The sequence below is a fragment of the Halopolyspora algeriensis genome, assembly GCF_003337235.1.
Classification (GTDB): domain Bacteria; phylum Actinomycetota; class Actinomycetes; order Mycobacteriales; family Pseudonocardiaceae; genus Haloactinomyces; species Haloactinomyces algeriensis.
Window position 1 is genome coordinate 221,406 of sequence record NZ_QPJC01000005.1, and the last position, 21,496, is coordinate 242,901.

The window sequence follows — 21,496 nt, forward strand, 5'->3', positions numbered from 1 at the left end:
GTACTGCTCACTCATGCCCTGGCTCCGATCCACAGGGTGAGGCCGATCAGGCTGCCCAGCCCGACCACCCAGGCGACGACCGTCTCCGGACCGGGACCGTAGCCGCCGAGCGCGTTACCCCCCGGGTTGTTCCGCCCGTCGGTCACCGACTTGACGTAGGCGATGATGTCCTCTTTCTCCTCCTGCGTGAGCTGCCGGTCCGAGAAAGTGGGCATGTTCGACGGACCCGTGAGCATCGCCTCGTAAATCTGCTGCTCGGTCGCCGAGTCCAGAGCCGGCGCGGACTTGCCGGCGGACAACGCGATCCCGCGACCCGTGAAGTTGTGACACGACGCGCAATTCAGCCGGAAGAGCTGGCCACCGCGCGCGGGATCGTCGCCCTGCAGCGCTTGGCCTTTCTCCGCGGGCTGGCGGGGCCCTCCCCCGACGGCCTGCACGTAAGCGGCCAGCGCATCGATCTGCTGCGGCGAGAACTCCGGGGGTTTGCGTTGTGCCTGCGCCTCCTGACGCACCAACGGCATCCGTCCGGTCGAGACCTGGAAGTGCACGGCCGCGCCGCCCACGCCGATCAGGCTGGGACCACGATCCGCGACTCCCTGCAGGTTCGAGCCGTGACAGGTGATGCAGGCATTGTTGTACAGCTGCTCACCCTGCCTGACCAGCGCCGGATTCCCCTGCGCGCTGGCGGTCTGCGGCTCCGGGAGCAGGGCGGTGTAGAGAGCGCCGGCGCCCACCAGGGCGACTCCGAACGCCAGCACACCGGAGAGCCGCCGCCGGAACTTCGAGCCCGCGCGGTTGCGTTTCTTGTTGGTGGTCATGAGTGCGCAAAACCCTTGCTGTCATGGTCGGGGTGTTTCAGCGGACACAACATCACGCTGTGCTCCACATCGTTGTCCTCCACCGCCCCGAAGGCGTCACGGGACGAGGTAGATGACCGCGAACAGGCCGACCCACACGATGTCCACGAAATGCCAGTAATAGGACACGACGATGGCTGCGGTGGCCTGGGCCGGTGTGAACTTGCTCATCTTGGTCCGCATCATCAGGAAGATGAAGGCGACCAGCCCACCCATCACGTGCAGACCGTGGAATCCGGTGGTCATGTAGAACACGGTTCCGAAGGCCGAGGACGCCATCGTGGTGTGGTGCGCGGTGATGAGCGTGTAGTACTCACCGGCCTGACCGAGCACGAAGATCGTGCCCATGATCAACGTCACCACATACCAGCGTCGCAGGCCGTAGACGTCACCACGCTCGGCCGCGAACACGCCCCACTGGCAGGTGAACGAGGACGCCACCAGGATGATCGTGAACGGGAGGGCGTAACCGAGGTTGAGCTCCGCGGGCGGTGGTGGCCACGGACCCACGTTCTGGGCCTTGACCGTGAAAAACATGGCGAAGAGCCCAGCGAAGAACATCAGTTCGCTGGCCAACCAAACGATGGTGCCCACGCTGACCATGTTCGGCCGGTTCAGCGAGTGCACGCGTTGACTGATTGAGGGCGCTGCCGTTGTCACGCGACGCATTATGTCTTGCGTGTGTTCCGGCTGCCCGCTCGGGTCCGGCACGGCCGCGATTACCGGTCGAACTGCGATGTGGAGGTCACGCAGGGTGAGAAAGATCCGCAGTGTGCTCGCTCGTCTCGGTCGCCGCACGCGCGCGGGCGAGCCCACCACGATCGACATCGACGACCCGGCTCTGCGTGTGGTCGTGGAGGCGTTCGACGAGACCGAGGCCGCCTCCGCCGCACTGGCGCGGGCGGCCCGCTGGCAGCCCGAACGACCAGCGGTATTGCGTCATCACCTGATACTGCCCGCTACGGCCGTGGAGGACGCGGAAGACCTCTTGCACGAGGACGGCTGGACGGTGCGCGCAAGCCACCGCGACCACGCTCGCGCGGAGACGCCGAACACCTCCGGCGACGAATCGACCGTGATCGCGCTGCGTGTGCAGCGGCTCGACGCCTTGCACTGCGCCCAGGAGAGCGCACGCATGGCCGGGCTCGCCCAGCGGTTCCGGGGACGTGCGCTCGGCTGGGACGCCATGCAGCCCGAGACACCGGATTGATCGAATCCGGCTGCGCCGGTGCACTACTGTGCGCACCCGTACGGCAGATATGATTCGAGGTAATCCTGGCTCGCCGCCGGAGTCGAATCCTCCAGTTGTTCAAGGAGTGCTGATGAGCGCACCGGCCACGACCGTCCTCGTGTTCAGCCATCGGCCCGAAGTTCGTGAGGCGATCACCACAGCGATCGGGCGGCGCCCGGCACCCGACCTGAACCGGATTCGCTACCGCGAGGCGGAGACAGTGGCCGAGGTCCTCGGTGAGGTCGACGCGGGCAACGCGGACCTGCTGATCCTCGACGGTGAAGCACAACCGACCGGTGGGATGGGCATCTCCCGTCAGCTCAAGAACGAAATCGCCGACTGCCCGCCGATCGTCGTGACCGTGCGCCGCAAGGACGACCGCTGGCTGGCCACGTGGTCCCAGGCCGACGCCGTGCTCGTGCATCCGCTGGATCCGCTCTCCGCGGCGGAAGCGGTCGCCGAGGTGCTTCGCTCGCACACCTTGCCGGTCGCTCACGGTTCTTCGAGCGTGAGGTGACAGTGGCGACGACGGCAGGAAGCTGGCCGCAGCTGCTCGGACGGCTGGTCTCCGGCGGCGATCTCACGGCCGACGACACCAACTGGGCGATGGATCTCGTCATGACCGGTGAGGCGACGCCGGCACACGTGGCGGCGTTCGTCGTCGCGCTGCGCGCGAAGGGGGAAACTCCCGCCGAAATCCGCGGCATGGCCGACGCGATGCTCGCGCACGCCCGGCCACTCGAGGTGTCCGCACGTGCGGCCGACGTGGTGGGGACCGGCGGTGACCGTGCCGGGACGGTCAACATCTCGACCATGACCTCGATCGTGCTCGCCGCGTCGGGGACAACCGTGGTCAAGCACGGCAACCGCTCGGCCTCCTCGAAGTGCGGCACCGCCGACGTCCTGGAGGAACTCGGGGTCGCCATCGATCTGCCGCCCGAGGGCGTCAAGGCCTGTGTGGAAGAACTCGGCATCGGATTCTGCTTCGCCGCGCTGTTCCATCCGGCGTTCAAGCACGCCTCCGGCCCGCGCCGCGAGATCGGCATCCCCACCGCCTTCAACGTGCTCGGGCCGCTGACCAATCCGGCACGCCCCTCGACCGGTCTCATCGGATGCGCCGACCGCAGAATGGCTCCGGTGATGGCCGAGGTCTTCGCCGGACGGGGCGACTCCGTTCTCCTGGTCAGCGGTGACGACGGCCTGGACGAGATCACCACGACCACTTCGACCACGGTCTGGGCCGTACGGGACGGCACCGTCCGCGAGGAGCGGATCGATCCGGAGGCGCTCGGTATCGCGCTCAGTGTGCCGGAAGATCTCCAGGGCGGCGATGCACGCGTCAATGCGGACGTGGTGCGACGGTTGCTCGCGGGAGAAAAGGGCCCGGTACGGGATGCCGTATTGATCAACACAGCCGGCGCGCTGGCCGCCTACGAGGGCCCGGCCACCGACCTGCACGGTCACCTGCAAGCAGGGATGGAGCGCGCCGCGGCCGGCATCGACTCGGGGTCCGCTGCCGACCTGCTTGAGCGGTGGACCGAGCGCTCCACCGAACTCGCCCGTTCCTGACGGCGGTATCTCCGCCCGGACACTCTCAGCCTTCCATGCCGAGGGAGAAAGTCGCCTCGGTGTCGCGCCGGGAATACGAGCGGAATGCGATGTGCGTGTCGGTATCGAGCACGCCGTCCACCTTGTTGATGCGGCCGGGCACGATATCGGCGATCTCCTCGTGATCGCGGACACGCACCATGGCGATCAGATCGACGTCACCGGCACAGGAATACACCTCGGCGACACCATCGAGGTCGGCAATCTCCTGCGCCGCTTCCGTGAGGCGCTCGGCGGCGGTCTGGATCAGCACGATCGCGGTAATCACGGCGAACCTCCTGCTTGCGGTGGCGGGCACGAAGATCGTAACGCCGACCGGCTCGCCGCTCACACCGCCTGTACCGTGACCGGCGCGCGGGCCTCCGGAAGCCGTGTCATGCCCTCACTCGTGGTTGGGGCCGACGTGGTACTCGAAGACCAGCCCCGCAACCGTGATGAGCATGGCTACGACCGCGAACACCAGCATCCAGACGTGGTAGAACGCCAGCGCCAATCCCGTGAACGCGGCCGCGGCAGCCACTGCGAACGGCCAGTAACTGCCCGGGCTGAAGAAGCCGAGCTCGCCGGCGCCGTCACTGATCTCGGCTTCCGGGTTGTCTTCCGGGCGCGGTTCGATGCGCCTGGCCACGAACTGGAAGTAACTGCCGATCAGCAGGGACAACCCGCCGACCAGGATCAGCGCCACCGTACCCACGGGTTCCTTCGCCCAGAACCCGTAGACGAGTGCCGACAGGAAGAAAAAGAGGGTGATGATATTGAAGATCCTGGCTTCGACCTTCATGGAGTCCTCGCTCTCACACCGTACGCCCTTGGGAGAGGGCACTCCTGGTTAACTACCGGATGTCGTCGCCGCGGAAGACGGTCGCCCGGTGTCGAAGGCGGATGTGGTCACCGCATGCGGTGTACACAGCTTTCCGCAGTCCATCGCCCTCAGCGCCTCCGGCGCGGTGTAGGGCTGGTCGGTCGCCGGGTTGGTCCTGGTGCGCAGGTCCATGTAGCGATCGAACTTGTCCGGAGACAGTGCCCGGATCTCGAAGTTCATCATCGAGTGGTAGGTCCCGCACAGTTCGGCGCACCGCCCGACGAACGAACCCTCCTGGGCGATCGAGTTCTGGAAGACGTTGTCCTGGTTGTTCTTGTCCGGGTGCGGGAAAGTGTCCCGCTTGAAGTGGAACTTCGGGACGAAGAACGAGTGGATCACATCTTCCGAGCTCAGGCGGTACTCGATGGTCGATCCGGTCGGCACGACCAGCAACGGAGTACTGCTGCTCGTACCGATGGTCGTCACCGGCTGACCGTCCGGGGTGCGGTGCTCGGGGTAGCTGAACTCCCAGTTCCACTGGAACGCGACCACGTCGACGACCTCGTCCGGCCTGTCCTCCTCGGCCATGACGTAGTTCTGCGTCGTGGCCGTGAAGTAGAAGAGCACGACAACCATCAGGAACGGGATCACCGTGTAGATGACCTCGAGAGGGTTGTTGTACTGGAACTGGCGAGGCAGCTCGTCGCTCTTCTTGCGGTGGAAGGTCACCGTCCAGAAGATCAATCCCCACACGAGCACACCGACCGCCAGGGCCGCGACCACCGACCAGGTCCAGAGCTGGCGCATCGCCTCGGCCTGCGGGGTCACACCCTCCGGCCAGCCGAATCCCAGGACCTGACGAGGCGTGCAGCCCGTGGCCACGACACACACCAGACCGATCAGACCGCTGACCTTGATCATCCGTGGCATTCGGGTCCCGTCCTTCAGGCCCACTGCGCGATGCCTCCTCGATGCGAACTCGCCGGTACGGCACTGGTAACGCCACCGCCCCTCGGAGAGGTGGTCGGCCGCCGGAATACTGCGGCGAGCCTAGCCCAGCTGTAGCCGCGATACTGCTCCGGGGTCGGCTCATACCGTCATCATGGTGCGGCCGGACTGCCGAGATCGCCAGGACGGCCCCGCCACGAGCTCGGCCCGACTCCCATCGGCACTGCTCATACCGGCACAAACCCGACTACGCCCCCGCACGTGTGGCCTCTCACAACAGGATCGGCATACTGGGGGCAGCCCATCCCGGGCATCGACGACACCCGCTGACACGAGAGGTGCGCGAGACGCGTGTGCGGCCTGCTTGGACTGATCTGTCCCACGGAAGACAACGCCGGTAACGCCGTCAACGCGGTGGCCAGCGCGCTGCCGTGCCAGCGGCATCGAGGACCGGACGAGAGCGACACCTGGCACGGTGGCGAAGTCGTCTTCGGCTTCAACCGGCTGTCGATCATCGACCTGGAGCACTCCCATCAGCCCTTGAGCTGGGGACCACCGGAGACACCGGGGCGCTACACGATCCTGTTCAACGGTGAGATCTACAACTACCTGGAACTCCGCGCCGAACTGATCGAGCAGTACGGTGCCCGGTTCGTCACCGACGGGGACACCGAGGTCATCGTCGCCGCCTATCACTACCTCGGCACGTCGATGGTCGGGCGCCTCCGCGGGATGTTCGCCTTCCTGGTCTGGGACAACGAGCGCCACGTCGTCTTCGGCGCGCGCGACCCGTTCGGGATCAAGCCGCTGTTCTATGCGGCGGGTCCCGGCGGTGTGGCCTTCGCCAGTGAGAAGAAGAGCCTGCTGGCGCTCGGCACCACGCTGGGACTTTCCGGGGACGTCGACTCCCGCTCGCTGCAGCACTACCTGGTCATGCAGTACGTGCCCGAGCCGGCGTCCCTGCACCGGGCGGTGCGACGCATCGAGTCCGGCACCTCGTTCACCGTCTCCCCCGGCGGACAGCTCGTCACCGAGCGCTACTTCGCTCCGAACTTCAACCCGCGTGTGATCAATACCGACGCCGACGCGGACCGGTTGCACAACGACATCGTCGATGCGATGCGCGACTCGGTGGCCAAGCACATGCGTGCCGATGTCACCGTGGGAGCGTTCCTGTCCGGCGGGATCGATTCGACCGCGATCGCCGCGCTGGCCAAGGAACACAACCCGAACCTGGTCACCTTCACCACCGGGTTCGAACGGCAGGGTTACTCCGAAGTCGACGTGGCCGCCGAGTCGGCCGCCGCGATCGGTGTCAAGCACGTGGTGCGCACGGTCTCGGCCGAGGAGATGATGCAGACGCTGCCGCTGATCATCTGGTACCTGGATGATCCGGTGGCCGACCCCGCCCTGGTGCCGCTGTGGTTCATTGCACGAGAGGCCCGCCAGCACGTCAAGGTCGTGCTCTCCGGGGAGGGCGCCGATGAACTCTTCGGGGGCTACTCCATCTACCGCGAACCGCTGTCACTGGCACCGTTCGAGCGCGTCCCCGATCCGCTGCGCAAGGCGATGGGTCGTGTCTCCACCGCGATTCCGGAAGGGGTGCGCGGCAAGGATCTGCTGCGGCGTGGTTCGCTGACCCTGGAGGAACGCTACTACGGCAATGCCCGGATCTTCCGGGACGACCAGCTCGGCAGCATCCTGCGGAACTTCGATCCCCAGATTTCGCACACCGACGTCACTGCCGCCGCCTACCGCGCATCGGAAGGCTGGGATGCGGTGACCCGGATGCAGCACGTCGATCTGTTCACCTGGCTCCGTGGGGACATCCTGGTCAAGGCGGACAAGACGACGATGGCGAACTCGCTGGAGCTGCGCGTGCCGTTCCTGGACCCGGAGGTGTTCCGGGTTGCCAGCACCATTCCGCTCGAGCAGAAGATCACCCGCGAGACGACCAAGTACGCGTTGCGCCAGGCTCTGGCCAAGGTGGTCCCCTCGCACGTGCTCAACCGTCGCAAACTCGGCTTTCCGGTGCCGATCAAGCACTGGCTGCGCGATGAGATGCACGACTGGGCACGCACGATCATCCAGGAATCGCAGACCGAGGCACTGCTGAACAAGACGGCGGTCCTGCAGCTCCTCGAGGAACACCGTTCCGGAGTGCTCGATCACAGTCGCAGGCTGTGGGCGCTGCTGGTGTTCATGATCTGGCACGGGATCTTCATCGAGGGCCGACTGTCCCCGCAGGTCCCCGAACCGCACTACCCCGTCAAGCTCTGATCACGCTTCCGCGGGTGCCGGGACGCTGCGTCCCGGCACCCGCGGAAGGAGGCATCAGGCCGGTTCGGGCTTCGACGGCCCGGAGTCCGACGTGGACGTCCCGGGCGCGATGACGTCCGGAACCACCACGTCCACGTCCGGAGTCACGCCCGGATCCGGGCGTACGTTGTGCCACCGATTGAAGACATTACCGGGGTCGTACTCGGCCTTGATCCTGCTCAAGCGTGCATAGTTGTCCCGGCCGTAACCGGCGACCACCCGATCCGCGCCCTCGTCGCCGATGAAGTTCAGATACACCGCTCCGGTCGACCACTGCCGAAGATCATCGCGGAGGCCGTGTGCCCAGCGCTTGACCGCATCGTCGTCCTCCGGGTTCTCCCACAGTCCCAGCGGGTGCACGACCCACGGGACGTCGCGGTTCGCCATCGCGCTGCTGTCGCTCTCCCGAGCGACGGCACCTCCCCAGGGCAACAGCGCATGCTGTGAGGGTGAGGGAACGGGCATGTCCTGTGCGCGGGCACAGAAGAGGTCGAGGGCCTCGTCCGGCAACTCGCGCAGATACTCGGCCGACCAGTGATTGCGATAGCCCGGGGGGTCGTCGAGCATGCACTGCAGATCGGCATACGGAATATCCGTGATCACGTGGCCTGCCGGGTGCAGGTCCAGCAGTGGCTCGATCCGCTCACGCAGGTCGCTCTCGGTCCCCAGGGATGTGATCAACACCATGCAGCACAATGTGTTCACCATGTTCTCGGGGACGAACTGCTCCGGCGGTCCCGTCACGTAGACCAGGCCCCCGCCGATCTCGTTCGGAGCCCGCTCCGCGAAGTCGCGGTAACACCCGGCGACCCTGCGGCCTTCGCTGCCCGGCCAGATCATCAATGCCGCCGCGAACTCGGGGGCCTCGTGCAGGCGGAAAGTCAGCGAGGTGGCGACACCGAAGTTGCCACCGCCCCCGTGCAGGGCCCAGAAGAGTTCGGGATTCTCCTGCTCGCCTGCCGTGATCTCGCGGCCGTCGGCCGTCACGAGATCGACCGAGAGAAGGTTGTCACAGGCCAGCCCGTACTTCCGCTCGATCCAACCGGACCCACCTCCGAGAGTCAGGCCGGCAACACCGGTCGTCGACACCCGGCCGCCCGTGGTCACGAGGTGGTACGGCTGAGTGGCCCGGTCGAGATCTCCCCACGCGGCGCCGCCACCGACCGTCACCGTGCGAGCCTCGGGATCGACCGAGACGGCGTTCATCCGACGCATGTCGATCACGAGTCCTTCGTCGATCAAGCTCGCTCCGGCGACGCTGTGGCCGCCGCTGCGCACAGCGATGCGCAGATCATGCCGGCGGGCGAACTCGAGAGCCGCGCGAACGTCGCGTGCATGCTCACACTGGGCGATCACCCGGGGGCGTGCCGTGATCATCGCATTGAACAGGCTCCGCGCGTCCTCGTATCCCGGATCACCGGGAGTGAGTACGGCCCCATCGAACCGGCTGCGTAATTGCTCGATGGGAGTGCGATGCAAGTCGTGTTTCGTCATCGCTCTTCCTCCGTGGTGCTGAACGCCGTGCTGACAGCAGTGGGAGAAGAGCGCTCCACTCGGCTTCGAGTCGGCAGGTTCCGACCACCGCCGTCATCACGATGGATAAGCGGTCAGCGGTCGGCCCCGCAGAAGGACGGTGGCACGCGGCCGGGATCCGGCACTCGGAGTCACAGACGGAAATTCCCGGTCAACGCGTCGAACATCGTTTCCGTTCGTGTCGCCCGCCACCTTCAGTGTAGAGCGATACACGGCTGTGACCAGAGGAAATCCGAAAAAGTCATCGCCAGGCGGCGCCGAAGAGCGGCCGGAGTGCCGCGAGGACAATGGCACCATGCAGCAAGTGGAAATCCGTGAAGGCACCATCCGCCTGGGGCAACTGTTGAAGCTGGCCGGGCTCGCCGAACACGGGGCGGAGGCCAAATCCCTGCTGGACGAGGGGGAGGTCCAGGTCAACGACACCGTCGAGACCCGGCGAGGACGTCAGATCGCGGCCGGGGACAGCGTCGTGGTCGGCGACGAGGTGATCCGCGTGGTGAGCGACTGAACAGACGAAAGCGGTTCCCGGTGGTGATGACACACCGGGAACCGCTTTCGCGAAGAGCGTCAGTGGAACGAGTCGCCGCAGGCGCAGGAGCCGCCCGCGTTCGGGTTGTCGATCGTGAAGCCCTGCTTCTCGATGGTGTCGACGAAGTCGATCACCGCGCCCTGCACGTAGGGGGCGCTCATCCGGTCGACGACCACGTCGAGGCCGCTGAAGTCGCGCACCGCGTCGCCGTCAAGCGTGCGCTCGTCGAAGAAGAGCTGGTAGCGCAATCCGGCACAGCCACCGGGCTGGACGGCGATGCGCAGGTGCATGTCGTCACGGCCCTCCTGCTCGAGCAGGGCCTTGGCCTTCCCGGCCGCCGATTCGGTCAGTGTGACACCGTGCGCGGGCGCCTCGGTCTCCGTGGAGGTTCCCTGCTCCGTAGAGAGGTCCTGGGCTGTCATGGCTCTCCCTTGAGGTTCTGCTCGTAGGCTCGCGTGATGTCGAACATCACGCGCGTTCGAACTATTCCCACGGGTGCACCCGAGGGTGACGGATCCTTACAGCTGTTCTGCTCCCTCCATGGTGACACAGATCGGCCGTGAACTGGTGTGACGTACGCACCGCCTGCTCGACGCATTCCCACGGTCGGTGGTCGCATACTGCGCGATATCGGCGTCACATACCCTGGAGGTGTGAGGTTCCTTCGTCGAAGCAGCACCGACCAGGCCACCACCGCCGATCCCGGAAGCGGGACTGTGCAGTCGGCGGAGGGGACCACTGCCGAGCACACTGCCGCCAAGGGACGCCCGACCCCGAAGCGCAGGGAGGCCGAGAACAGGCGCCGGGGTCCCGTGGCGCCACCACCCCGGACACAGCGCGAGGCCATCAAGCGCATGCGCGGCAACAAGCAGAGCAAGGAGGAACGCCGCAAGGCCGCCGCCGAGCGCCGCGAGCGCATGATGGCCGGGGACGATCGTTATCTCATGCCACGCGACCGCGGGCCGGTCCGGGCCCATGTCCGCGACATCGTCGACTCGCGCCGCCACCTGATGGGCCTGTTCATGCCCCTGGTGCTCATCGTGTTCGCCACGACCCTGGTGCAAAATATCGTCGTCCAGCAGTACGCGACCCTGGCCACCCTGGTCCTGCTCCTCACGATGCTCTTCGAGGGCTTCGTTCTCGGCAGGGTCGTCAACCGGCGCGTCCGTGCGAAATATCCGGATGCCAAGGACCGCCCGTTGAGCATCGGCTGGTACGCCTTCACGCGGGCGATGCAGATCCGCAAGCTCCGGGTGCCACGTCCCCGCGTCACCCCGCGGGACGCCGCCAAGGTCGGTTGAGCGGACGCGCCACCCACCGGGTGGTGTTCCGCCGCGATCGATCTAGGGTTCCGGGTATGGAGTTTCGTCGCCTCGGCAACAGCGGCCTGAACATCAGCGAGATCGCCTACGGAAACTGGCTCACGCACGGTTCCCAGATCGAGGAGGAGCAGGCGCAGGAGTGCGTTCGTGCTGCGCTCGACGCGGGCATCACGTCCTACGACACGGCGGATGTGTACGCAGGCACCAGGGCGGAGTCCGTGCTCGGCCGCGCGCTGACCGGTGTGCGCCGGGAAAGCGTGGAGATCTTCACGAAGGTCTACTTCCCCACCGGTGAGGGCCGCAACGACCGCGGTCTCGGCCGCAAGCACATCATGGAATCCTGCAATGCCTCGCTGCGCAGGCTGCAGACGGAGTACGTCGACCTGTATCAGGCGCACCGGTTCGACCGCACGGTGCCGCTGGAAGAAACGATGACCGCGTTCGCCGACCTGGTTCGCCAGGGCAAGGCGCTCTACATCGGCGTCTCGGAGTGGAACGCCGAGCAGATCTCGCGGGCCGCGGAGCTGGCTCGCGAACTGCGGGTTCCCCTGGTCTCCAATCAGCCGCAGTACTCGATGCTGTGGCGGGTCATCGAATCTCAGGTGGTGCCCACCTGTGAGCGGGAAGGCATCGGGCAGATCGTGTGGTCCCCGATCGCCCAGGGAGCGCTCACCGGCAAGTATCTGCCGGGGCAGCAACCACCCACGGGCTCGCGCGCCACGGACGAGACCGGGGGCGCGAACATGATCTCGCGGTGGATGCGCGACGAGGTGCTGGAGCGGGTGCAGCAGCTCAAGCCCATCGCCTCGGACCTCGGGCTGTCGATGGCCCAGCTCGCGGTGGCATGGGTGCTGAACAACAGCAACGTCTCGGCGGCGATCATCGGTGCCTCGCGCCCGGAGCAGGTCGTCGACAACGCGGCCGCCGCCGGTGTCACACTGGAGCAGGACGTCCTCGACAGGATCGACGAGATCCTGGACGACCTGCCGGAAACCGATCCGCGGCACACCACCACCCCGTGAGGGGGTGTTCGTGACGCACCGCACGCTGGTTCTCGGTGGCGCTCGCTCGGGTAAATCGGCACATGCCGAGGGACTGCTTCCTGCGACGGAGCCGGTGATCTACGTGGCGACCTCGCGGCACGATCCCGAGGATGCCGAGTGGTCCGAGCGGATCGCCGCCCACGTCGCACGCCGGCCGCCCGGCTGGCGTACTTCGGAGGCCCCGCATCCGGACGATGTACGGCAAGTCCTGCGGGCTGCCACCTCCTCGGGTCCGGCACTGCTGGTCGACGATCTGGCGACGTGGCTGACCGGAACCCTGGACGATGCGGCGGCCTGGGAACGTGATCCGCAGGGGCTGGCCACCGTTGCCGGACACTGCGATGCCCTCGTGGCCACGGTCGGTGATTGCCCTGCCCGTCTGGTGCTGGTCTCGGCCGAAGTCGGGCTGGGCATCGTTCCCGCGACCAGGTCCGGAAGGCTTTTCCGGGACGAGCTCGGCGCGCTCAACGCGCGACTCGCCGAGGTGTGCGACGAGGTGGTCCTGCTCGTCGCCGGGGTGCCGCTCCGCTTGCGTTGAGCGGGGACCGAACGATTACGGAGGTAAGACTTGTCCACCGTGCCCGATTCGTTTCAGTCGAGCACCCGAGCTCACGCGCCTGAACACCCTCCCGAGTTCGCCGCGGTGCAGGCTCCCGACGAGCAGGCGGGCAGGGAGGCGGTGGCCCGGCAGGAACAGCTCACCAAGCCCGCCGGATCACTGGGCCGACTGGAGGAGCTCGGCGTGTGGGCCGCTGCCCGGCAGGGCGCCTGCCCCCCGCATCCCTTCGCTCGCCCGCGTGTGGTGATCTTCGCCGGGGATCACGGCATCGCCTCCAGTGGCGTGTCGGCCTACCCGAGTGAGGTCACCGAGCAGATGGTGACCAATTTCCTCACCGGCGGCGCGGCGATCAACGCCCTCGCCTCCGGTTCCGGCGCGAGCGTGCGCGTGGTGGACATGGCTGTCGATGCCGACACCTCGGAGATCGTCAGCGCGCACAAGGTGCGGCGCGGCTCCGGCTCGATCGACCGTACCGACGCCCTCACATCCGAGCAGGCACACGCCGCCGTGGCCGCCGGGCGAGCGGTGGCCGACGAGGAGGTGGACAGCGGCGCGGACCTGCTCGTCGCCGGCGACATGGGCATCGCCAACACGACGCCGGCCGCGGTGCTCATCGCGGCACTCACCGGCAGTGAACCGGTGTCCGTGGTGGGGCGCGGTACCGGAATCGACGATGACGCGTGGATGCGCAAGACGACTGCGATCCGGGATGCGTTGCGGCGGGCTCGCACGGTGGTCGACGACCCGATCGCATTGCTGCGCACCTCGGCAGGAGCCGACATCGCCGCCATGGCCGGTTTCCTCGCGCAAGCCGCGGTGCGGCGCACCCCCGTCATCCTGGACGGCGTCGTCGTGGGCTCGGCCGCGATGGTGGCCGAGGAGCTGGCTCCGGGAGCTCGGCAGTGGTGGCTGGCCGGACACCGTTCGGTCGAGCCCGGTGCCTCGCTGGTGCTGGATCATCTCGACCTCGAACCGGTGCTGGATCTGGGTATGCGGCTCGGTGAGGGTTCCGGCGCGGTGACGGCACTGCCGCTGCTGACGGCGGGCATACGCGTGCTCGCCGAGATGGCCACCTTCGGCGAGGCCGGGATCGGTGGCCCGACCGCGGCGGAAGCTTCCGGTCCCTCCGCGGAGGGACGCTCCGGGAAATCGTTCTGACGCGAGCTGCTCCGTGGACGGTTTTCGACTCGCCCTGTCCCTGCTGAGTGTGGTGCCCGTTCGGGTCGGCACCGTCGATGCGCGAACGGGACGCCGGGCCATCGGGGTTGCCCCGCTGGTCGGTGCTCTGCTCGGCGCGTTCGCCGCTCTGCTGCTGTGGGCACTGACCGCGCTCTCCGCGCCTGCCCTGCTCGCCGGTCTCATCACGGTGGGAGCTCTGGTGCTGGCCACCCGGGGGATGCACATCGACGGCCTGGCCGACACGGTCGACGGGCTCGGCTGCTACGGCCCGCCGGAACGCGCGCTGTCGGTGATGCGCGACGGCAGCACCGGGCCGTTCGCCGTGGCCGCCCTGATCCTGGTCCTGGCGATCCAGGTGGTCGGCCTCTCCGACCTCGCGCGAGCCGGGGACTGGGCGGCGGTGGTGCTGGCCTGGTCCGTGGGACGCGCGGCTTTCGTGCTGTGCTGCCGCCGCGGGGTTCCGGCCGCGAGACCGGAGGGGCTGGGTGCGCTGGTGGCGGGATCCCAGCCGGCCTGGGTGGTATTCGTCTGGTGGGGGGTGCTGGCAGCGCTGGGTGCGTTCGCCACCGGTGGTGCGTGGTGGATCGGTGTGCTCGCGGTACTGCTGACCGGTGCCGCCCTCCTGGTTTTCACCGGGCATGTGCGCCGCAGGTTCGGCGGGATCACCGGTGATGTGCTCGGCGCGTCCGGCGAGCTGTCCACCACGGCGGTGCTGGCGGTGTGCACCCTGGCCTGACGGGTCCCTTCAGAATGGTTTTTGCACGCTTGATCAGCCTGAGCAAACCGACCGGCTCCGGCTGTTTCAGTTCGTTGCCCCAGCTGGGGCATATGCAAGGCAGGGGGCCACGTGATGGAGAGTGGCTACCTGATGTGGCCTCCAACGCTGGGCAACCCCTTCTCTTGGAAGGACTGCATCTGAGAAGGCGGTTCACCGACCACCGCGCCAGGTCGATCATGAAAGCACTCCTGAGGAGGGCTATCCGCCTGCTACGGACGGGATCACCAGAACCTCCGCGCCGTCGGCGAGCCGAGATGCCGCACCGTCCAGCTCCCGGCATTCCCGCCCGTCGAGGTAGAAGTTCACATAGCGGCGCAGCGCTCGGCGCTCGTCCCGCAGACGCCGCTCGAGGGCCGGGTGACGAGCGTGCAGCTCGTCCAGCACGCCGCCCAGTGTGGCGCCCTCGGACACCTCGATCTCCACTCGTGGGGCACCGTCCGCACTCGCCCGCAGCATCTGCGGCAGCAGCAGCGTGATCCGCATCCGCCTCACCTCAGACCGTCGCCGCGCGGACCGAGAGCACGTCGGGCAGGTGCCCGGCGATCCGGCGCCAGCTGTCTCCCTCGTCCGCGCTGGCATAGACCTCACCGGAACGGGAGCCGAAGTACACCCCGGCCGGGTCGGCATCGTCGAGGCACAGCGCGTCCCGCATCACCGCCGACCAGAATCCTTCCCTCGGCAATCCGTCGGACAGGGCGCTCCACGATTCACCCGCGTCCTCGCTGCGGTAGACACGGCAGCGGCCGTCGGGCGGGAAGCGCCTGGCGTCGGCGACCAGCGGGAAGCCGTAGACGACATCGGGGCGGTGCGGATGCACGGCGATCGGGAAACCGAAGTCGCCGGGTAGGCCATCGGCGATCGAGTGCCAGCTGCTCGCTCCGTCGTCGCTGCGGTACACCCCGTGGTGGTGCTGCAGGAAGAACCGCTCCGGTGCCGCCGGATGTCCGGCGACCTTGTGCACGCACTGACCGAACTCCGGGTATTCCTCGGGCAGGAAGTATGCGTGAATGCCCCGATTGCTCGCCTGCCAGCTGGTTCCGCCGTCCTCGGTGCGGTACACGCCACCGGTGGACATCGCCACGATCATCCGCTGCGGATCTTGGGGATGCGCCAGGATGGTGTGCACCGCCTGCCCGCCACCTCCCGGGAACCACTCCTTGCGGTGCGGGTGCTCCCACAGACCGCGGACCAGTTCATACGTGCGGCCACCGTCCTGGGAACGGAACAGCGCGGATGGTTCCGTCCCGGCGTAGACCACATCGGGTTCGTCGGCGGGTCCGGGGGCGATCTGCCACACCCGGGTCAGCGCCGCGTCGGTATCGGCGGGAAAGGCCACGGGGGCGTGCTCCGGCTCTTGCCAGCTCGCACCCAGATCGTCGCTGGTGAGCACGCTCGGACCGAAGTGCTCGCTGGTGGCCGCGACCAGGATCCGCGGGCGGCGGCGCGTGTCGATGGCCACCGCGTAGATATCGGCCATGGGCAGGTGCGGCCCGGTCACCTCCCACGTGGTGCGGCCGTGACGGCTGGTGGCCAGCCACAGTCCCTTCCTCGTCCCGATCGCCAGCAACACCGTCGCTGCCATGGTCACCTCCCGGTTGCGTTCCCGCTCTCGCCGTACGTCGGACCTCGCCGTACTTCAGACTTCGCCGAGCTCCGACTCTCATCGGGAAACTACTCGGAGCCCCCGACGAACACCGTCGACGAACACCAGGCAACAGTTCTCGAGCCACCGGAAAACCCCGCGAACGGCAGTGGTTCGGCGTTCGTGCGGCAGAAGAACGGCGCTCCCCGGTGGGGAGCGCCGTGGACAGCCGTGCGGGTGCGCTTCAGACGAGCGGGGTCATCCATCCGTTGGTGTCGGTGAGCACGCCCTGCTGGATACCGGTGAGCTTCTCGCGCAAGGACATGGTCACCGCACCGGGCCGACCGTCCCCGATGGTGAACTCGCCCTCGCTGTGCTTGACGTGCCCGACGGGAGTGATGACGGCGGCGGTGCCACAGGCGAAGACCTCGGTCAGTTCGCCGGAGGCAGCCTTCTTCTCCCATTCCTCGGTCGTGATCCGCCGCTCCTCGACCTGCATACCGAGTTCCTCACCGAGGCGGAGCAGCGAGGAGCGGGTGATGCCGGGCAGCAGGCTGCCGCTCAGCTCGGGTGTCACCAGGCGGGCGTCGGCTCCCGAGCCGAACACGAAGAACAGGTTCATCCCGCCCATTTCCTCGACGGCACGCCGCTCGGCCGCATCCAGCCACACGACCTGGTCGCAGCCTTGTTCGGACGCTTGAGCCTGTGCGAGGAACGAGGCCGCGTAGTTACCGGCGAACTTCGCCGCACCGGTTCCTCCGGGGGCCGCACGGACGTACTCGTGGCTCAACCACACCGTGACCGGTTTGATCCCACCGGAGAAGTACGACCCGGCCGGTGAGGCGATCAGCATGTACAGGTACGAGTCCGACGGCCGGTTGACGCCGAGACTGGCCTCGGTGGAGATCATGAACGGCCGCAGGTACAGCGAGCTCTCCCCCTCCTCGGGGACCCAATGCCCGTCGACGGCGACCAGCTCTCGCAGGGAGTCGAGGAACAGCTCGTCCGGAAGTTCGGGCATGGCCAGCCGCCGCGCCGAACTGCGGAACCGCGCCGCATTCGCCTCCGGCCGGAACGAGGCGACCGAGCCGTCCGGTTGCCGGTAGGCCTTCAGGCCCTCGAAGATGGCCTGCCCGTAGTGCAACACCGTGGTGGCCGGGTCGAGTTCGATCGAGTGATACGGCTCGAGACGGGCATCGTGCCAGCCGCGTGCACCGCTCCAGCGGATCGTGATCATGTGATCGGTGAAGTGCTGTCCGAATCCCGGATTTGCCAGTATTTCGGTCCGACGTTGTGCGGTGGTCGGTTGCGGATTGGAAGTCCGGGAAAACGACAGCAATTCACTCATGTGCGTACCGTATCGCGCCCTTTCGAGCAGTGGAAACCGGCTCACCAAAACTTGGCCCTCCTAGTTTTTCGGTGGCCGGGGCGGGGTTGCTCGGGCAACGACTCGCCGGGGCCGGTCACCCGGCGGATCCGCGGGCGTGACGGCGCTTCCGCACCGGGCTGACCGGCCCGGTGCGCAGCTTGCCGTTCAGCTCCAGCGCCGGGTGAGCACACCCCCCAGCAGGGGCCCCAGCACGGCGGCCCCCAGAGTTCCGAGCATGGCCGGTACCGGCATGCTCATCGCCAGTATCACGCACAGCCCCACCCCCAGGCATGCCATGCGCATCCGCCATGTCGACTCGTTCACCAGGAGCACACGCGCACCGGCATTGGCGAACGCGTAGTGCACGAGCAGGCAGCATGCGGCCAGGGTGATCGCCTGGCCGGGTTCGACGAGTACCGCGAGCCCGGCAGCGGCGAGGCCGCCGCCGAGATCCAGGAGGTAGGGAGTACCGCCACCGGCCCTCCGGTCGAACAGGGTGGGCAGATCGCCGTCGGAGAGCACGGCCAGTGCCGTGGAGCGGAACAACTCGAGCGCACCGAGCAGCACGGGCAGCATCGCCAGCGCGGCCCCGGCGCCGACCAGGGAGGTGAGCGTGGCGGCGTCGGCCGCCTGCAGGGCACGGAGCATCGGGGCAGGCGACAGCGCGAGCCGTGCCGCACCGAGCTGGTGAAGCACGGAGACGCCCACGATCAGCAGGATGGCGACGGTGGCCGCGAACATCACGACGGCGGCACTGCGCATCGCCGGGCGCCCGTATCGGTCCCGCTCCTCGGCGGGCGCCGTCACCCGCTCGAAACCGAGGAACGCGAAGAACATCGTCCCCGCCGCGGCGGGGATGCCCATCGGCGTGGTGTGCTGCGCAGAGGAACCGACAGGCGCCGGGGCGATCGCCCAGCACGCCAGGACCACCAGGGCCACAACAGCCGGAGTCAGGCCGAGCCACAACCACGCGGCGCCGCCCCGGATGCGGAGTCCCGCCGTCGCGGCGACCACGGTGAGCAGCACGAGCACGGCCGCGATGAGCGGACTCGACGTGGGCAGATAGGCCTCGATGCCGCCTGCGAGGGCTGCCATGGCGGCGACCTGCCCGAGCAGGTGTGTACCGGCGGCGATCCGTCCCGGGACAACGCCCAACTGCGCTCGGATACAGGTGTAGGCGGCACCGGGACCGCGGTAGGCGACCGACTGCTCGGCCGTCGACAGGGCACAACAGGCAGCCGCCAGGCCGGCGACCGGTATCCCGAGCAGCAGCCACGCTCCGGCCAGCGCCGAGGCGGGGGCCAACCCGAGGAACACCCCCGCCCCCAGCATCCCACCGAGGCCGAACGGGATCGCGCCGGCATCGGTCGCGAGCCGCCGGGGCAGTTCCGATCGTTGCGCCACGTGATCACCCTCGCAGATGCGGGTGCTCCGGACAGCCGCCTGTCGGCCGCCCCGGAAGCGACCCCAGAGTATAAAGCCCCGTGCCCACGCAGGGCCCGTGCCGGTGGAAATCGTTCACATTTACCGGATCCGCCGGGAAGCCGCCTGTTCCGCTCACCGGCGTCGAGCGTTCTAGAGTGCGGGGTGACTCCATCAACGCCGCGTGCCCGCGTGGACCGTTCGCGAAGGCACCGGCACGGCTCGAGAGGATCCGCACGTGACAACGCCCAAGCTTGCCCTCACCGACGACGCGGCCGCCACACTGACCGTCGAGGCGCTGATCATCGGTACTGTTCAGGGTGCGCAGGGCCCGGAGCCGGCACCGGGCGCCGACGAGGTCGCCGCCGCCTTCGACGGGGATCTGAGCAAGGCGCTCGCGGCTTTGGGCGCGACCGGCAAGGCCGACGAGGTCGTCAAATTACCGGCGGGGAGCTCGTTGAACGCCGGCATCCTGGTCGCCACGGGTTTGGGCAAGCCGGGCTCGGACGGCGAGTTCACCGCCGAATCCGTCCGGCGTGCCTCGGGGGCGGCCGCCCGAGCGCTGCCGGGTGTGACCCATGCCGCCACGACGCTGTCCCTGGTGGATCTTTCGGCCACCGTGCAGGGCACCGTGATGGGCGCCTACTCGTTCACCCGGTACAAATCCGAATCGGGCGACGACCCGGTCGGCAAGGTGGACCTCCTGGTCTCCGGAGGTGTCAAGGACGAGACGAACAAGGCCACGCTCAAGGGCGCCACCGCCATCGGGGAGGCCGTCAACACGGCCCGCGACCTGATCAACACGCCACCGAACGATCTCTTCCCGGCCTCCTTCGCCGAGCGGGCGAGTGAACTGGGCCGTTCGGCGGGCCTGGAAGTGGAGATCTCCGACGCTGATGACCTGCGCAAACACGGGTATGGCGGGATCCTCGGCGTGGGTGGCGGCTCTTCTCGCCCACCCCGGCTGGTGCGGATGCGCCACAAGGGCGCGAAGGGCGCCAAGAAGGTGGCGCTGGTGGGCAAGGGCATCACCTTCGACACCGGCGGGATTTCCCTGAAGCCCGCCGCGAACATGGACGAGATGACCTCGGACATGTCGGGGGCTGCCGCGGTGGTGGCCACGATGGTGCTGGCCGCCAAGCTCAACTACCCGCTGGAGATCACCGCGACCGTGCCGATGGCCGAGAACATGCCCTCCGGCACGGCCTACCGGCCCGGCGATGTGCTGACCATGTACGGCGGCAAGACCGTCGAGGTGCTCAACACCGATGCGGAAGGCCGGTTGGTCCTGGCCGACGCCATCGCCCGCGCCTGTGAGGACGGCCCCGACTACCTGGTCGAGACGTCCACCCTGACCGGTGCGCAGGTGGTCTCGCTGGGCAAGCGCACTCCGGGGGTGATGGGCAGTGACGAGTTCCGCGACCGGGTCGCGGAGCTGTCCCAGGCCACCGGCGAGGCCGGCTGGGCGATGCCGTTGCCGGAGGAATTGCGCGGCGATCTCGACTCGCGGCTGGCCGACATGGCCAATGTGGCCGGGCACCGCTGGGGTGGAATGCTCGCGGCCGGGCATTTCCTGCGCGAGTTCGTTTCGGAAGGAGTGTCCTGGGCGCACATCGATGTGGCCGGTCCCGCCTTCAACGCGAGCTCGCCGTGGGGCTACACCCCCAAGGGCGGAACCGGTGTTCCGGTGCGCACGATGGCCGCCGTACTGGCCGATATCGCCGAGAACAACTGATCGTCCCCCGGTGGGGCCGCTTTCCCGGGAAGGCGGCCCCACCGGGTCGGAGGCCCCGTGCTCCCGACCCCGCACGGGGGTATCATTCCCCCAGTGACCTGCGGTACTGCCGTTTCCGCAAGGCACGCTGCCGTGCCTGGTAATCACGCATCCGTTGCGGGTAGCCGGTCTTGGTCACCTCGTAGAACGGGATCCCCAGCTTGTTGGTGAATCGGTGGGCCGCGTCGGCGCTGCTGACGCGCCGCCGTGTCCATTCACCATCGTGGGCGACCAGCACCAGAGTCGTCTGCGTCATCGCCGTGGGCGGTTCGACGAACCCCTCCACCCCGCGCCGCTGGGCAGCCCAAGCGCGCAGGTACTCGGTATCCTCCGAGCGTGCCGGTTTCGCACCTCCGGTGCGCCGCCGACGCCGTAGACGATCGAACAGCCCCACCGTGCTCGCCTCCTTTTCCCGACGTCCATCCCCGATATTGCCAGTTCGAGCGCGCACGGCCGTTCGCCGAGTGAAATCCGTTCACGGAGTGTGGGCCAACTGTGACCTCAGGTCTTCCGCGACGAACACCACGCGAAGCCCACATCGCATCACCGCACCGCGTGGTGACAAGATGAATCCCGGTGCCGGGCTCTGCGCGGGCCCGCGGCGCCACAAGCAAGATGAACAATGATGCTGTCGAGGAGTG

23 protein-coding genes are annotated in these 21,496 nt (G+C 67.7%); 11 read left to right on the top strand and 12 right to left on the bottom strand.

Going from position 1 to position 21,496, the window contains the following annotated elements; translation table 11 throughout:
- Positions 1–11: 11 nt before the first annotated feature.
- Positions 12–818 carry a cytochrome bc1 complex diheme cytochrome c subunit gene (gene qcrC / locus DFQ14_RS10640; protein ID WP_114453050.1) on the bottom strand — a complete coding sequence of 269 codons (807 nt, stop codon included), beginning with the start codon at positions 816–818 and terminating at the stop codon, positions 12–14.
- 96 nt (positions 819–914) lie between these two features.
- On the bottom strand, positions 915–1,526 hold the full coding sequence (gene ctaE / locus DFQ14_RS10645; protein ID WP_114453052.1) for an aa3-type cytochrome oxidase subunit III: 612 nt from the start codon (positions 1,524–1,526) through the stop codon (positions 915–917).
- A gap of 85 nt (positions 1,527–1,611) precedes the next feature.
- Here ctaE and DFQ14_RS10650 point away from each other — a divergent pair, with 85 nt between their 5' ends.
- The 3 genes from DFQ14_RS10650 (at position 1,612) to trpD (ending at position 3,657) form a co-directional block, all read left to right on the top strand.
- The gene (locus DFQ14_RS10650) at positions 1,612–2,067 is read left to right on the top strand and encodes a hypothetical protein (protein ID WP_246195707.1); all 456 of its coding nucleotides are present in this window, start codon (positions 1,612–1,614) and stop codon (positions 2,065–2,067) included.
- A gap of 112 nt (positions 2,068–2,179) precedes the next feature.
- A complete protein-coding gene (locus DFQ14_RS10655; protein WP_114453054.1) occupies positions 2,180–2,605 on the top strand; it encodes a response regulator in 426 nt (141 codons plus the stop codon).
- A gap of 2 nt (positions 2,606–2,607) precedes the next feature.
- Positions 2,608–3,657, top strand: coding sequence for an anthranilate phosphoribosyltransferase (trpD, locus tag DFQ14_RS10660; RefSeq protein ID WP_114453055.1), 1,050 nt, complete (start codon positions 2,608–2,610; stop codon positions 3,655–3,657).
- A gap of 25 nt (positions 3,658–3,682) precedes the next feature.
- Here the strand turns inward: trpD and DFQ14_RS10665 are convergent, their stop codons facing one another.
- From DFQ14_RS10665 to ctaC, 3 genes are all read right to left on the bottom strand, one after another.
- Positions 3,683–3,964, bottom strand: coding sequence for an Lrp/AsnC family transcriptional regulator (locus DFQ14_RS10665; RefSeq protein WP_114453056.1), 282 nt, complete (start codon positions 3,962–3,964; stop codon positions 3,683–3,685).
- A 114-nt stretch (positions 3,965–4,078) separates the two neighbouring features.
- Positions 4,079–4,477, bottom strand: a complete 399-nt coding sequence (locus DFQ14_RS10670; protein WP_114453057.1) for a cytochrome c oxidase subunit 4 — start codon at positions 4,475–4,477, stop codon at positions 4,079–4,081.
- Between the two features lie 48 nt (positions 4,478–4,525).
- Positions 4,526–5,428 (bottom strand): aa3-type cytochrome oxidase subunit II, encoded by a 903-nt coding sequence (gene ctaC, locus DFQ14_RS10675; RefSeq protein WP_114453120.1) that lies wholly within the window; start codon positions 5,426–5,428, stop codon positions 4,526–4,528.
- A gap of 369 nt (positions 5,429–5,797) precedes the next feature.
- On the opposite strand from ctaC, the gene asnB reads away from it, so the two are divergent.
- The gene (gene asnB / locus DFQ14_RS10680) at positions 5,798–7,726 is read left to right on the top strand and encodes an asparagine synthase (glutamine-hydrolyzing) (RefSeq protein WP_114453058.1); all 1,929 of its coding nucleotides are present in this window, start codon (positions 5,798–5,800) and stop codon (positions 7,724–7,726) included.
- A 54-nt stretch (positions 7,727–7,780) separates the two neighbouring features.
- Here the strand turns inward: asnB and DFQ14_RS10685 are convergent, their stop codons facing one another.
- Positions 7,781–9,259, bottom strand: coding sequence for an FAD-binding oxidoreductase (locus DFQ14_RS10685; RefSeq protein WP_114453059.1), 1,479 nt, complete (start codon positions 9,257–9,259; stop codon positions 7,781–7,783).
- A 334-nt stretch (positions 9,260–9,593) separates the two neighbouring features.
- On the opposite strand from DFQ14_RS10685, the gene DFQ14_RS10690 reads away from it, so the two are divergent.
- Positions 9,594–9,806 carry an RNA-binding S4 domain-containing protein gene (locus DFQ14_RS10690; protein ID WP_114453060.1) on the top strand — a complete coding sequence of 71 codons (213 nt, stop codon included), beginning with the start codon at positions 9,594–9,596 and terminating at the stop codon, positions 9,804–9,806.
- Between the two features lie 59 nt (positions 9,807–9,865).
- Here DFQ14_RS10690 and DFQ14_RS10695 read toward each other — a convergent pair whose 3' ends face one another.
- On the bottom strand, positions 9,866–10,249 hold the full coding sequence (locus tag DFQ14_RS10695; RefSeq protein WP_114453061.1) for a HesB/IscA family protein: 384 nt from the start codon (positions 10,247–10,249) through the stop codon (positions 9,866–9,868).
- Between the two features lie 231 nt (positions 10,250–10,480).
- On the opposite strand from DFQ14_RS10695, the gene DFQ14_RS10700 reads away from it, so the two are divergent.
- The 5 genes from DFQ14_RS10700 to cobS are packed head-to-tail and all read left to right on the top strand — an operon-like array spanning position 10,481 to position 14,666.
- Positions 10,481–11,128 carry a DUF3043 domain-containing protein gene (locus DFQ14_RS10700; RefSeq protein ID WP_114453062.1) on the top strand — a complete coding sequence of 216 codons (648 nt, stop codon included), beginning with the start codon at positions 10,481–10,483 and terminating at the stop codon, positions 11,126–11,128.
- Between the two features lie 56 nt (positions 11,129–11,184).
- Entirely contained in the window at positions 11,185–12,171 is a 987-nt protein-coding gene (locus DFQ14_RS10705) for an aldo/keto reductase family protein (RefSeq protein ID WP_114453063.1), read from the top strand.
- Positions 12,172–12,181: 10 nt separating this feature from the next.
- Positions 12,182–12,730, top strand: coding sequence for a bifunctional adenosylcobinamide kinase/adenosylcobinamide-phosphate guanylyltransferase (gene cobU, locus DFQ14_RS10710; RefSeq protein ID WP_114453121.1), 549 nt, complete (start codon positions 12,182–12,184; stop codon positions 12,728–12,730).
- 39 nt (positions 12,731–12,769) lie between these two features.
- Complete coding sequence (cobT, locus tag DFQ14_RS10715; protein WP_114453122.1) at positions 12,770–13,909, top strand: nicotinate-nucleotide--dimethylbenzimidazole phosphoribosyltransferase; 1,140 nt, start codon at positions 12,770–12,772, stop codon at positions 13,907–13,909.
- A 13-nt stretch (positions 13,910–13,922) separates the two neighbouring features.
- Positions 13,923–14,666: an adenosylcobinamide-GDP ribazoletransferase gene (gene cobS / locus DFQ14_RS10720; RefSeq protein WP_114453064.1), complete on the top strand. Its 744-nt coding sequence runs from the start codon at positions 13,923–13,925 to the stop codon at positions 14,664–14,666.
- Positions 14,667–14,906: 240 nt separating this feature from the next.
- Here cobS and DFQ14_RS10725 read toward each other — a convergent pair whose 3' ends face one another.
- The 4 genes from DFQ14_RS10725 to DFQ14_RS10740 all read right to left on the bottom strand — a co-directional run bounded on the left by DFQ14_RS10725 (position 14,907) and on the right by DFQ14_RS10740 (position 19,063).
- Positions 14,907–15,191 (bottom strand): ubiquitin-like small modifier protein 1, encoded by a 285-nt coding sequence (locus DFQ14_RS10725; protein WP_114453065.1) that lies wholly within the window; start codon positions 15,189–15,191, stop codon positions 14,907–14,909.
- Between the two features lie 10 nt (positions 15,192–15,201).
- Positions 15,202–16,290 carry a WD40/YVTN/BNR-like repeat-containing protein gene (locus DFQ14_RS10730; RefSeq protein WP_114453066.1) on the bottom strand — a complete coding sequence of 363 codons (1,089 nt, stop codon included), beginning with the start codon at positions 16,288–16,290 and terminating at the stop codon, positions 15,202–15,204.
- Between the two features lie 244 nt (positions 16,291–16,534).
- A complete protein-coding gene (locus tag DFQ14_RS10735; protein WP_114453067.1) occupies positions 16,535–17,638 on the bottom strand; it encodes a branched-chain amino acid aminotransferase in 1,104 nt (367 codons plus the stop codon).
- A 186-nt stretch (positions 17,639–17,824) separates the two neighbouring features.
- Entirely contained in the window at positions 17,825–19,063 is a 1,239-nt protein-coding gene (locus tag DFQ14_RS10740) for an APC family permease (protein WP_114453068.1), read from the bottom strand.
- A 256-nt stretch (positions 19,064–19,319) separates the two neighbouring features.
- On the opposite strand from DFQ14_RS10740, the gene DFQ14_RS10745 reads away from it, so the two are divergent.
- The gene (locus DFQ14_RS10745) at positions 19,320–20,816 is read left to right on the top strand and encodes a leucyl aminopeptidase (RefSeq protein WP_114453069.1); all 1,497 of its coding nucleotides are present in this window, start codon (positions 19,320–19,322) and stop codon (positions 20,814–20,816) included.
- 82 nt (positions 20,817–20,898) lie between these two features.
- On the opposite strand, the gene DFQ14_RS10750 is transcribed toward DFQ14_RS10745, so the two are convergent.
- A complete protein-coding gene (locus DFQ14_RS10750) occupies positions 20,899–21,249 on the bottom strand; it encodes an oxidoreductase (RefSeq protein WP_114453070.1) in 351 nt (116 codons plus the stop codon).
- Between the last annotated feature and the right edge of the window lie 247 nt (positions 21,250–21,496).

Coding starts and splice junctions, on each gene's coding strand:
- qcrC (WP_114453050.1), bottom strand. CDS start 818: ATGACCACCAACAAGAAACGCAACCGCGCGGGCTCGAAGTTCCGGCGG.
- ctaE (WP_114453052.1), bottom strand. CDS start 1,526: ATGCGTCGCGTGACAACGGCAGCGCCCTCAATCAGTCAACGCGTGCAC.
- DFQ14_RS10655 (WP_114453054.1), top strand. CDS start 2,180: ATGAGCGCACCGGCCACGACCGTCCTCGTGTTCAGCCATCGGCCCGAA.
- DFQ14_RS10670 (WP_114453057.1), bottom strand. CDS start 4,477: ATGAAGGTCGAAGCCAGGATCTTCAATATCATCACCCTCTTTTTCTTC.
- ctaC (WP_114453120.1), bottom strand. CDS start 5,428: ATGCCACGGATGATCAAGGTCAGCGGTCTGATCGGTCTGGTGTGTGTC.
- DFQ14_RS10685 (WP_114453059.1), bottom strand. CDS start 9,259: ATGACGAAACACGACTTGCATCGCACTCCCATCGAGCAATTACGCAGC.
- DFQ14_RS10690 (WP_114453060.1), top strand. CDS start 9,594: ATGCAGCAAGTGGAAATCCGTGAAGGCACCATCCGCCTGGGGCAACTG.
- DFQ14_RS10695 (WP_114453061.1), bottom strand. CDS start 10,249: ATGACAGCCCAGGACCTCTCTACGGAGCAGGGAACCTCCACGGAGACC.
- DFQ14_RS10705 (WP_114453063.1), top strand. CDS start 11,185: ATGGAGTTTCGTCGCCTCGGCAACAGCGGCCTGAACATCAGCGAGATC.
- DFQ14_RS10725 (WP_114453065.1), bottom strand. CDS start 15,191: ATGCGGATCACGCTGCTGCTGCCGCAGATGCTGCGGGCGAGTGCGGAC.
- DFQ14_RS10730 (WP_114453066.1), bottom strand. CDS start 16,290: ATGGCAGCGACGGTGTTGCTGGCGATCGGGACGAGGAAGGGACTGTGG.
- DFQ14_RS10735 (WP_114453067.1), bottom strand. CDS start 17,638: ATGAGTGAATTGCTGTCGTTTTCCCGGACTTCCAATCCGCAACCGACC.